At 49.1% G+C, this 13,701-nt stretch carries 1 protein-coding gene (cut by a window edge); it reads left to right on the top strand.

Annotated features, from left to right (window positions below):
* A protein-coding gene (locus tag NLX73_RS02765) for an SDR family NAD(P)-dependent oxidoreductase (protein ID WP_254325305.1) crosses the window boundary here: on the top strand, nucleotides 1–13,700 show its 3' portion. The gene continues 5,980 nt to the left of window position 1, outside the view; only the last 13,700 of its 19,680 coding nucleotides appear in the window; the start codon falls outside the window, past its left edge; it ends in the stop codon at nucleotides 13,698–13,700.
* Nucleotide 13,701: the final 1 nt, after the last annotated feature.

Genomic DNA, 13,701 nt, shown 5'->3' on the forward strand with positions numbered 1-13,701 from the left:
GGGGGACAAGCATTAACCATGGAGGTAAGACCAACGGCTATACGGTGCCGAACCCGACAGCCCAAGGGGAACTGATCCGGGCGGCCCTGGAGCGAGCGGGGGTACATGCGCGGACGGTCAGCTATATTGAAGCCCACGGGACAGGCACGGAGCTGGGAGACCCGATTGAAGTGACGGGTCTGACCCAGGCATTCAGGAAGGATACGCCGGATACGGGATTCTGCGCCATAGGCTCTGTGAAGTCCAACATCGGACATCTGGAGGCAGCAGCGGGCATCGCCGGGGTGGAGAAAATCATCTTGCAGATGAAAAACCAGACGCTGGTTCCCAGCCTGCATGCCCAAGAATTGAATCCGAACATCCATTTCGGTCAGACGCCGTTCGTCGTCCAGCAGGAGCTGGGGGAATGGAGACGACCGGTGGTTGAGATCGATGGAGAGACGCGGGAATATCCGAGGATTGCCGGGATTTCATCGTTTGGAGCGGGAGGCTCCAATGCACATGTCATCATCGAAGAGTACATTGCGGAAGAGAAGGTGCCCATGAGCGTTACGGCTCAAAAGCCTGCGATCATCGTATTGTCAGCCAAAAATGAAGAACGACTGAAAAAGCAGGCCGAGAGAATGCTAGCCGTTATGCGGGAAGGACAGCTCAGCGAAAGCAGTCTGGCCGATGTGGCCTACACGCTACAGGTGGGACGCGAAGCCATGGAAGAGCGCTTGGCAGTGATAGCAGGGTCCATGCAGGAGCTGACGGACAAACTGGAAGGATTCCTGGAAGGACGGGACAGTATCCCTGAGTTGTACCGGGGTCAGGTCAAACGGAATAAGGAGGCGCTGACGGCGCTGGTAGAAGATGAAGACATGGACAAAACGATCGCTGCCTGGATAGGGAAAAGGAAATATTCGAAGGTTGTTGATCTATGGGTCAAGGGATTGTCGATGGATTGGAACATGCTTTATGGGGATGCCAAGCCGCGGCGAATTAGCCTGCCGGCCTATCCTTTTGCGAGGGAGCGGTACTGGATCACGGATATTATGAGTCCCTCTGTAGAAAGAGCCGTTACGGAAGCTCAGGAAAAGGCAATTCCCGTCCAGACTCATGCGATGCAGCCAACAGCCCTAATGCAATCCGTTTTTTTGAATAGTTCTGAAAAACCAAGCGCTATATCCTTACCGAATTTGTTGGACCGTCAGCCGCATCTAAGCAAGTCTGCCAACCAGGAGGGGACAACGATCATGTTAACTTCACTGGAGGAGACATCGCACACATTAGAGGATGAGAAGAAGACGGAAGCGCTGTCGTCTATTCCTTCTACAATATCAGCGGAAATATTGCAGGAGGAGCTGACAACAAGCCTGGCGCAGGCTTTATATATAGATCGGAGCGATATCGATTCGGATAGAAACTTTGTTGATCTTGGATTGGATTCCATTATAGGCGTAGAGTGGGTTCGTAGCATTAATAAGCATTACAATACAGCCATAACAGCGACAAAAGTCTACGATTATCCAACCATCCGGGATTTTAGCAAATTTGTAGAGAAGGAATTGTTGAGCAAATCAATTGCGCCATTCTCTGCCCAGTCTATTTCGGATCATTCTCCAGCAGAGTATTCACCGTCATCCGTTGCATTAGAGCCGGAGAAATCGGGAGAGGCTTCCATTCAGGTGAATTTGATGCCGATTTCGTTTGAAAAGCAGGCGCAGGCCAGCATGACTGAGTGCAGCGCCTCTGCAGAGCTGTTGCAGGAAGAACTGACGGTTAGCCTGGCTGAGGCTTTGTACATGGAACGGAGCGAGATCGAGGCGGATAAAAACTTTATAGATACCGGACTAGATTCCATTATAGGCGTAGAGTGGGTTCGAAACATAAATAAACGATATGGCACATCCATAGCAGCGACCAAGGTCTACGATTATCCGACCATTCGCCAATTCGCTACATTTTTGGCACAAGAAATCAATAAGCGTGGAGGAAGCTCCAATCAACAGTCCTTGAACACAGTCCCGGACACGGACAAGCCTATTGCGAAAGTCCATTCGAAGGGACCTGACACGATGCAATGCTCTCCAAGGCTCTCGCCTAAGGAGGAGCCCGAGCCATTCCACCTGGTAAAGGTAGCAGAGGATTCATCGCCTTTACCTTCGGAAAATAAAGACGTAATTGCAATTGTCGGGATTTCGGGAAGATATCCTGGTGCGGAAGATGTGCAGCAATATTGGGATAATCTCGCTCTAGGCAAAAATTCCATTATTGAAATCCCGAAGGAGCGTTGGGATGTAAGCCAATATTATGATCCTCGTCCAGCGCAAGAGGGGAAAATCAATTGCAAGTGGCTGGGTGCTTTAGAGGATATGGAATATTTTGATCCGTTATTTTTCAATATTTCTCCTACCGAGGCGGAAGGGATGGATCCCCAGCAGCGCATCTTTATGCAGGAAGCATATAAGGCAATTGAGGATGCAGGCTATAGTGGCTCACAGTTGGGAAATAAAAAATGTGGGGTTTACCTTGGAATTTTAAATAATGAATATAGTATGCTGCGGTACAAGCATCAAGCGCAGTTCACCAATACTACTGGAAACAGTAACGCTATTGCAGCGGCTCGCATCTCTTATTTCCTCAATCTGAAAGGTCCGGCCATATCCGTAGATACGGCATGCTCCTCATCGCTGGTGGCAACCCATCTGGCATGCCAGGCGTTATCTAACGGAGAGATAGAAATGGCGTTGGTTGGCGGGGTGTCGTTATATCTGACTCCTGAATCGTATGTAGGCATGTCTGCATCCGGAATGTTGTCGCCAGATGGTCGGTGTAAAGCGTTTGACAATAGCGCCAACGGCTTTGTTCCAGGGGAAGGAGTAGGGGCGCTGGTTCTGAAGCGGCTGAAGGATGCTGAAGCTGATCGGGATCATATATACGGAGTTATTATCGGGTCCGGAATCAATCAAGATGGGAAAACCAACGGGATTACCGCGCCAAGCACAAACAGCCAAATTGAGCTGGAGCGGGAAATATACAACAAATATCAGATTGAGCCTGAAAGCATTAGCTATGTTGAAATGCATGGGACAGGAACCAAGCTGGGCGACCCTATTGAATTGGAAGCTTTATCAACCGCTTTTAAAGAAAAAACCGATCAGAAGAACTACTGTGCCATAGGTTCGGTAAAAAGCAATATCGGGCATACTTCTGCAGCAGCGGGCATAGCAAGCGTGCAAAAGGTGTTGCTATGCATGAAGCATAGAAAACTAGTGCCGACACTGAATTTCAAGAACCCGAATGAGCATTTTGATTTTGATAATTCTCCTTTTTATGTCAATACAGAATTGAACGCGTGGGAACCTTCCCGCGGGGACAAAAGGCGCGCCGCTGTGAGCTCTTTCGGTTTTAGCGGTACGAACGCCCATCTTATTATTGAAGAATATCGTCCCGGGACGGGAACATCTGCGATATCACCAACAGCCGCCGATATCCATAATCCCGTTCTCTTCGTTTTGTCTGCCAAAGGTGAAAAGCAACTAAAAACGTATGCCGAAAGAATGAGGAGCTTTATTGCATCCCAGGAAAATCTTAACCTCTCGGATATGGGGTATACGCTGCAAGTGAGCCGCGAGCCGATGGATTACCGGCTGGCTTTTGTGGCAGATTCAAAAGAGGCAATGCTAAAAACGCTCGAAGGATTTGTGAATCATGATCCGCTTGCTGGCGTCCTAACGGCTCAGGTGAAAAAGAGCAAAGACGGGATTGTGATGTTTGAGGCGGATGAAGATGCCAAATCGTTGCTTGAAAACTGGATCAAGAAGAGAAAACTAAAAAAAATAGCGGAGTTGTGGGTAAAGGGACTAACTATTGACTGGAACAAGCTGTATGGGGACATCAAACCTTACCGGATCAGTCTACCGACCTATCCTTTTGCAAGAGAACGCTGTTGGGCGCCTGAGCTTGACAGCAAGGCAGGCAAAGGCATGACTTCTGTCACTGCTGCTTGGCTCCATCCTTTACTGCATCTAAACACCTCCGATTTCTCGGAACAGCGGTTCAGTTCGACTTTTACAGGCCAGGAGTTTTTCTTGAAGGATCATGTGGTGAATGGACGTAAAGTTTTATCCGGGGCTGCTTGCCTTGAAATGGTCCGGGCAGCCGTGGATCAGGCAACAGGATCTGATGAGGGCGGGCCAACCGGAATTTGCCTTAAAAACGTGGTTTGGGCACGGCCTATTATCGTAGAGCATGGGCCACTACAGTTACACATCGGACTTTTCCTGGATGATCATCAAGAGATTTCCTATGAAATATATGGGGAGAGCGAAGAAGCTGATGCAGGGATTGTGATATATAGCTACGGCAGTGCTGCACGAAGATCAGCTGCGGAGGTCCCAGCACTGAATATTAAAGACTTGCAGAATGTATGCAGTCGGAACTTCGATCCCACACAATTGTATAGAGTTTTCAGGGATATGGGAATGGATTATGGCCCTGGACATCAAGGGATTGAGATGGTGTATGCGGGAGAGGGTCAAGTGCTGGCTAAGTTATGCTTGCCGTCTTCCGTTTCTGACAATCAAAGCCAATTTGTCCTGCATCCAAGTATGATAGATTCGGCCTTGCAGGCAACCATAGGCTTGACGCTGGGGTCTGGCGAGATCAAACCTTCTCTGCCTTACGCCATTCAAGAAGTTGAAATTATAAAAAATTGCAGCTCCATCATGTGGGCGTTGATTCGTTATAATGCAGACGGTATAGCTGAGGAAAAGGCACAGAAGCTGGATATTGACCTGAGCGACGAAACCGGAGCCATCTGTGTCAGGATAAAAGGATATTCATCAAGAATTCTGAATAGGGACTCGATTTCCTCAGATGTTCAGTCTAATTCTAGTAACTTGATGCTTGAACCCGTATGGAAAGAGCAAGGGATTGCTCTAGAGGTCGAAATGCCTGCATATGATCGCCATGTCGTGTTACTCTGCCAGCCGTACGGGATTTCCCGTGAACAAGTTGAAGCTCGGATGGACGGCGTGCAATGCATTGTACTGCAACCCGACCGAAACGGAATCGCGGAACAGTTCCAGCGTTACGCCGTCCAGGTGGTTGAAGAGATTCAAAGCATTTTCAGGGAAAAACCCAATGGTAAGGTGCTGATCCAGATTGCCATAAGCGGACAGGAGGAGCAGCAGCTTTTCTCGGGACTTTCCGGTCTTTTAAAAACGGCCCGGCTTGAGCATTCAAAACTGGTAGGTCAGTTAATAGAACTGGGACAGGATGAGGACTGGGGAGCAATCATAGACATTTTAAAAGAAAACAGCCGTAGCCTCGAGGATATCCAGATTCGTTACGAGAAAGGAACACGGTGGGTTTCCTGCTGGAACGAAGTTCACATCTCTCAGGAAGCGGCGGGTAACCCGTGGAAGGAGGGCGGAGTGTACCTGATTACCGGCGGTGCCGGTGGATTGGGGCTCATTTTTGCCAGAGAGATTACGGATAAAGTTCATAAAGCCGTCTTGATTTTAACGGGGCGTTCCGCGCTGGATGAGGGCAAACGGGCTGAGATAAAGAAAATGGAGGCATTAGGGGCACGAATCATATACAGACAGGTTGATGTGACTCAGGAGCAGGCGGTGACCGATTTAATCCAGGAAATTCAGGAGGAATTCGGAAACATCAATGGCATCATTCACAGTGCAGGAGTCATTCGCGACAACCGCATACTCCAAAAAAATAGCGAGGAGATGCTGGAGGTTCTCGCTCCCAAAGTATTAGGGACAGTGAATCTGGATCAGGCAAGCAAGAAACTGCCGCTTGACTTCTTTGTTCTATTTTCTTCTGTAGCCGGAGGATTAGGTAATCAGGGACAGGCAGACTATTCTGCAGCTAATGCGTTTATGGATGCTTATGCCGGATACCGGAACACTCTGATAGCATCTAAGCAGCGACAGGGTCAAACGCTATCCATCAATTGGCCGCTATGGAAAGAGGGTGGGATGCGTATTGATGAGGAGACGGAGAAGCTGGTAAGGCAGCGTACAGGCATGAGCGGCATGTCAACCTCTTCCGGCATTCAGGCCTTGTACCGTGGCATGATCGCAGGCGTTGATCAGGTTATGGTGATGGAAGGCAATCTTGCAAAAATGAAGAAAACCATGGGTTTAATCACGACTCCAGAGACTAGGCAGCCTGAAAAGGTGACAGGAATTTCAGAAGCTTCCTCTGAAAGCAATGCCGTACCAGATCTGCTGGACAAGGTGCAGGCCGCTATGATACAGGCCGTGTCAAAATTGCTGAAAGTCAAACTTGAAGATATTGATGCACATGTAGAAATGAGTGAGTATGGCTTCGATTCCATCCTGCTCACACAATTTACCAACAACATCAATCACTCATACCGGCTTGAGCTGACGCCGGACATATTTTTTGAATACACAACGATTCATGACTTCACCAGGTATTTGGTGGACGAATATGATGCCGTGCTTGGCGAGCAGTTTGCCGTGCATGCCCGGACTGAGCCTGCTGTGCAGGCCGTGGAGGATGATAGGGAAGACAGTACCCGCGGTAGACGGCAGCGTTTCCGGTTTGTAGGCGGGAATGTGTTGTCCAACCCGCAGCTGACTCAGGCTGCTCCTGAACCCATTGCCATCGTGGGAATGAGCGGTGTATTTCCCATGGCCCGGGATGTGGATGAGTTTTGGAAAAATCTTGAGGAAGGCAGGGACTGTATCACTGAAATCCCCGAAGATCGCTGGGATTGGAAGACGTATTACGGTGACCCTGAGCAGGAGGCCAATAAAACAAACATCAAGTGGGGCGGGTTTATTGAGGGGATCTATGAGTTTGATCCGCTATTCTTTGGAATTTCACCACGGGAAGCCGCACTCATGGACCCGCAGCAACGTCTGTTGATGACCTATATCTGGAAGGCGATTGAAGATGCAGGCATTCAGGCAGGGAGTCTATCGGGAACCCGCACAGGAATCTTTGTAGGTACCGCGAACAGCGGCTACAGCGGTATGATCTATCAGGGAAATGTGGATGTCGAGGCGTATTCCTCCAGCGGTATGGCACCGTCTGTCGGGCCCAATCGAATGAGCTATTTCCTTAATATTCATGGTCCGAGCGAGCCTGTCGAAACGGCTTGCTCCAGTTCGCTGGTGGCCATTCACCGGGCCGTTAGGGCCATAGAGGATGGAGGCTGCGAGATGGCGATTGCGGGCGGTGTTAATGTGATTATCACACCTGAACTCCATATCAGCTTTAACAAAGCAGGAATGCTGTGTGAGGACGGTCGATGCAAAACCTTCTCCAATAAGGCCAATGGCTACGTGCGTGGTGAAGGGGCCGGCATGCTTTTCCTGAAAAAGCTGAAGGATGCAGAGAAGGATGGAGACCATATTTACGGTGTGATTCGGGGTACTGCCGTCAATCACGGAGGCCGGGCCAATTCCCTGACAGCTCCTAATCCGAGGGCTCAGGCGGATGTGTTGGTAAATGCATATACAAAGGCCGGAATCGACCCAAGGACTGTCTCTTACATTGAGGCCCACGGGACAGGCACCGAGCTGGGCGATCCGATTGAAATTAACGGACTGAAAGCAGCTTTCAAAGAGCTTTATGAGAATACAGAAGGACCCGGGATTACAGAATCCCATTGTGGATTGGGCTCGGTGAAGACCAATATCGGACATCTGGAACTGGCTTCTGGAATTGCGGGCGTCATAAAAGTACTGCTTCAGTTAAAGCATAAAAAGCTGGTCAAAAGCCTTCATTGTGATGCAATTAATCCTTATATAAAACTTGAAGGCAGTCCGTTCTATATCGTTCAGGAGGCGCAGGAGTGGAAGCCACAGCGGGATACTCTAGGGGAAAATATTCCTCGGAGAGCAGGTGTTAGCTCCTTTGGATTCGGGGGTGCCAATGCCCATTTGGTAATCGAAGAATATATTCCTGGAAAGCAGGAGCAGGATTCTATTACCCTTACCACCCCAAAATCGGCTATTGTGGTGCTGTCAGCCAAGAGTGAAGGACAACTACAAGAGCAGGCGCAGCTATTACTAGCTGCAATCGGGGAGCATCCATTTACAGACAGCAGTCTGGTAGATATAGCGTATACCCTTCAGTCGGGGCGCGAAGCGATGGAAGAACGTTTGGCTTTCGTTGCAGGCTCTCTCCGGGAGCTAGAAGAGAAATTAAAAGGATTTGTGGAAGGCCGGGATGGTATCCACGGCTTATACGTGGGACACGCCAAACGCCATAGAGAAGATAATAGAGCTCGTGAAGACGGAGAGGGTGCGGGCACGGCGATTGATGTGTTAGTTAGCGAAGGCAGCTATGGCAAAATCGCAGACCTTTGGGTAAAGGGAGTCGTTATTGACTGGGCCCTGTTGTACGGAGAGGCTAAACCAAACCGTATCAGTCTGCCAACCTATCCCTTTGCCAAAGAACGATATTGTATAACCGATATCAATAAACGGACGGGAGCAAGCGGTGTTGTGTTGGAACGGGAGATAGCAGTCGGCATTCATCCCTTACTTCAGCGTAATACGTCCGATATTTATGGACTGCAGTTCAGCTCCACTTTTACGGGGAAGGAATTTTTCCTGTCTGACCATGTGATAAGGGGACAGAAGCTCTTGCCTGGAGTGGCCTACCTTGAAATGGCGCGGGCGGCAGTAGAGCAGGTTGCAGGATCTCCGGAAGACAGGTGGACGTCCATTTGGTTAAAAGATGTGGATTGGATCCGGCCTGTTGTGGTTGGGGAGAAGTCGGTGGATGTCAGTATTGGGCTCTATCCGCAAGATGGCGGGGAGATCGCCTATGAAATTTACAGCAAGTCTGGAACAACGGACACGGAGCTGGTGGTGCATAGTGAAGGTAGGGCAGTAATTGTTCCGGTGGCAGAGATCCCCGCTATAGATATTGAAACCTTGCTGGAGCAGTGCAATCTGGGCTCCTTCTCATCCCGTCAGTGCTATGAGGCGTTTGCGACGATGCAGGTGTCCTATGGGCCGGGACACCAGGGAATTGAGAAAATATATATCGGGGTTGGTCAAGCGCTTGCCAAGTTGTCCTTGCCTTCTTCCGTTTACCATACGATGGAACATTTTGTGATGCACCCCAGTTTGATGGATTCCGCTCTTCAGGCGACGATAGGCTTGATTATGAGTGCGGGTGATCGCAAAGCTTCCATTAAGCCAGCTTTACCATTTGCATTGGAAGAGTTGGTGGTGTTTAACAAATGTACATCAGAGATGTGGGCCTGGATCCGTAATAGTGAAGACAGCAGGCAAAATGGCTCGCTGCAAAAGTTAGATATCGATTTGTGTGACGAGCAGGGGAATGTTTGTGTGAGAATGAAGGGATTCTCATCACGAGTTGCTGAAGGAGGAACAGGGGGCCCAGATGAATGGACTGCACCTGAGACTTTGATGCTTGAGCCTGTGTGGGAAGAACAAGCGATTGCTCTGGAAGGAACAGCACCTGACTATCAACAGCATCTGGTAATTTTATGCGAACCGGGATATATTTCCGGGGAAATTATTGAATCGCAAATGAACGGGGTGCAGTGCCTCATTCTCCAATCCGAAGAGAAGAGCATTGATGCACGGTTTAGGACTTATGCGACACAGGTGTTTGAGGCAATTCAACATATTCTTAAAACGCAATCCAAAGGCAAAACATTGGTTCAGCTTGTCGTTCCGGTGCAGGAACACCAACAGGTATTCTCGGGACTTTCCGGACTCTTAAAAACAGCATGGCTGGAGAATCCAGTACTGGTTGGCCAGCTGATAGAAATGGATGTGGAGCAGGATTCAGCAGGTATGATAAATATCCTGCAAGAAAACAGTCGCGGTTCTATAGAACCACATATCCGCTATCAATTGGGTAGACGGCATGTTGCCGTATGGACGGAAATTAAAGCCTCCGGGGAAGCGATCAGCATTCCGTGGAAAGACAGGGGAGTATATTTGATTACCGGCGGAACCGGAAGTCTCGGTTTGATTTTTGCCGAAGAAATTACACGACAGGCTAGAGATACTACTCTAATTCTTATTGGACGCTCCCCGCTTCGTGGTGACACCAAAGCAAGGATTGAGGAGATAGAAGCTTTAGGTGCAAGAGTAGTATTCCGGCAAGCCGATGTCGCCGATAAAAGGGCGGTTGAAGATTTGATTCGGGATATCCAAGAAGAGTTTGGGAAACTGGACGGAATTGTGCACAGCGCAGGAATGGTTAGCGATAATTTCATTATTAAAAAAACACAGGAGGAATTGCAAAACGTTTTGGCACCAAAGGTTACGGGATTGGTGAATCTGGATCAGGCTTGTAAGGAAATTCCGCTGGACTTCTTCATCCTTTTTTCATCCGTTGCAGGGAGCCTCGGGAATATAGGACAGGCTGACTATGCTGCTGCCAATGCCTTTATGGACGCCTATGCCAAGTACCGCAGTACGCTGGTAGAGCGAGCACAACGCCAGGGGCGGACGATTTCAGTCAATTGGCCGCTCTGGAAAGAAGGCGGAATGCGTATTGATGGGGAAACAGAAAAGATCATGGAAGGGATGGGGATGTTTGCAATGGAGACGGGTGCAGGAATTCGGGCTTTGTATCAGAGCCTGGCTTCCGAAAAGAATCAAGTCATGGTGTTGGAAGGGCATGCCAGTCAGCTAAGAGAAACGCTCCTGCAGCAACCGTCCCTGGATCAGGCTGGAGATGCCTCCTCTATGATAAGGGAAAGCGAGATGGATTCGGTCATCGGACAAGACCTGCTTGCCGAAAAAGCGGCAAATTATTTAAAGCAATTGCTCTCTACATCCATCAGGCTACCGGCAAGGCAGATTGAAACTGATGCCCCTATGGAGAAGTATGGCATTGATTCCATTATGATTAAACAGCTAACCCGTGAGTTGGAGAAAACGTTTGGAACACTGCCCAAAACTTTATTTTTTGAATACCAGAATATCCGGGAATTGACCCAATATTTCCTCAAAGTCCACCAGAAGCAGCTGATTAAATTACTTGGAATCGAGACAGAGGACGCTACGAAAGATTTCAAGCCTTCTACGGTGGAAAACGACCCGGTAAGGTCACTTTCTGATAGTCGGAAGCAATCGCGTTTCATGCCAGTTCAGGCAAGTTTCCAACCGCAACCGGAAAGAGCAGGCGGATCGGAGGAAATTGCCATTATCGGTTTGTCGGGCATGTATCCCGATGCAGAAAATATACGGGAATTCTGGAACAATCTGCGCGATGGGAAGGATTGCATTACGGAAATCCCCAAAGATCGCTGGGATCACAGTATGCACTTTGACGAGGACAGGGACCAGTCTGGAAAAACTTACAGCAAGTGGGGAGGCTTTATCAAAGGTGTGGATCAGTTTGATCCCATGTTTTTCAATATCTCTCCTAGAGAAGCACAGATCATCGATCCTCAGGAGCGTCTATTCCTGAAATGCGTCTATGAAACGATAGAGGATGCAGGCTATACCCGGGAAGCGCTTGGACTGGAGCGGGGCCTTGGGCAGGATAGGAATGTGGGTGTTTTTGTCGGGGTCATGTATGAAGAGTACCAGCTTTATGGGGCACAGGAACAAGCTAGGGGCAGAATGATTGCCGTTCCTGGCAATCCGGCTTCCATTGCAAACCGGGTATCTTATTTCTGTAACTTCCACGGTCCGAGCATGGCTGTGGACACCATGTGCTCTTCTTCATTGACGACCATTCATCTGGCCTGCCAAAGCTTGCAACAAGGCGAGTGTGAGCTTGCCATTGCTGGCGGCGTCAATGTATCCATTCATCCGAACAAATACCTGATGCTTGGGCAAGGGAGGTTTGTATCGAGTAAAGGACGGTGCGAAAGCTTTGGACAAGGCGGAGATGGATATGTGCCGGGAGAAGGCGTAGGAGCTGTATTGCTTAAACCACTGGCCAAAGCTATTGCAGATGGCGACCATATATATGGGGTCGTAAAGGGGACCTCGGTGAATCATGGAGGGAAGACAAACGGATTCTCAGTTCCGAATCCCCATGCGCAGGCCAGTGTCATTGGAAGGGCATTTAAGAAAGCAGGAATTAACCCCAGAACCATCAGTTACATCGAAGCGCATGGCACTGGGACATCCTTAGGTGACCCCATTGAAATCGCCGGATTGCAAAAAGTGTTCCAGGAATATACGGAGGACAAGCAGTTTTGTGCAATCGGATCAGCAAAATCAAATATTGGGCATTGTGAGAGCGCGGCAGGGATTGCCGGAGTTACAAAGGTGCTCCTTCAGCTCAAATACGGACAAATCGTGCCCTCGCTGCATTCAAAAACACTAAACCCGAATATCGATTTTAGCGATAGTCCTTTTATAGTTCAGCAGGAGCTGGGAGAGTGGAAAAGACCCGTCGTCACAATGAATGGGAAGACGGTTGAATACCCAAGAATCGCAGGTATTTCCTCCTTTGGTGCCGGAGGCTCCAACGCACATGTGCTCATTGAGGAATATATCCCTGAGGAGCAGGAGACTAGACAAGCTACCATTTCACTGCAAAATCCTTTAATGATCGTGCTGTCGGCGAGGAATAAAGAGCGACTGGATGAACAGGTACAAAGGTTGCTTGCTGAACTCAAAGAGCCGGAATACTCGCAAACCAGCCTGGAGGATATAGCATTTACTCTGCAGGTGGGACGGGAAGCCATGGAAGAACGGTTAGCAGTCATAGTTAAGTCTACCCGTGAGCTTACAGGAAAGCTCGAGAGCTTTTTAGCGGGGGATGAGAATATTGACGGGCTATATTGGGGTCAGGCAAAGAAGAATAAAGACATCCTAGCTGTTCTTGAGGCGGACGAAGACATGGCAAAAATGGTGGATAGTTGGATAAGCAAGGGTAAGTATACAAAGCTGGCGGAGCTTTGGGTTAAGGGGCTGCTCTTCGATTGGACTAGACTTTATGAGAATACCAGCCCTCGTCGGATTAGTCTGCCAACTTATCCATTTGCCAAGGAGAGCTATTGGATCTTCGCGCGTGGGGGCGAATCCCGGGACGTCGAGGCGGAATCTCCTGTAGCCGATGTGTCGGTACAAGAACTCGTTTCCAACCCTCCTGCAGTTAACCATAGCAACGATAATGTGCAGAGACAGACTTTGGCGAAAGTACCTGAAAAACCGCAGGGCATTTTGCTGAGCTCCGTTTCCAGCATCCAGATGGTAGCAGATAAGCTGGAAAAGTCAGCCGCGCTGGGAGAATCCAAGCCTGCCCCGCCGCGACCTGAGGCCAAGCCTTCTTCGTCGCCGCCCGCTGCCAGGGATGAGGCCAAGCGGTCGACATATGCGCCAACGGCTGTACGGATAGAAACATTGGAGAAGGAACTGGTAGAAAGTCTTGCGAAATCCTTGAGTATGAATGAAAAGGATATTGGCCGGGACGATCAATTTATTGATATGGGGCTGGACTCTATTATAGGTGTAGAGTGGGTGCAGGCTGTGAATAAACGCTTTGGAACAGCTATTCCAGCAACCAGAGTGTACGATTATCCTAACATTAAAGAATTCTCCAAATTTTTGGCAAAGGAATTGAACAAGTCGGCGGGAGATACAAATCAGGCTTCTACAGAGACGAAGCCTAAGCAGCCCATGCAAGCCTTGATACAGAAAGTACTGCAGGGTGAGTTGGATTTTGAACAGGCCGATCAGTTATTCAACCAATTACACTCGTAGA

This window comes from Paenibacillus sp. CH40, assembly GCF_024213605.1.
Classification (GTDB): domain Bacteria; phylum Bacillota; class Bacilli; order Paenibacillales; family Paenibacillaceae; genus Paenibacillus; species Paenibacillus polymyxa_B.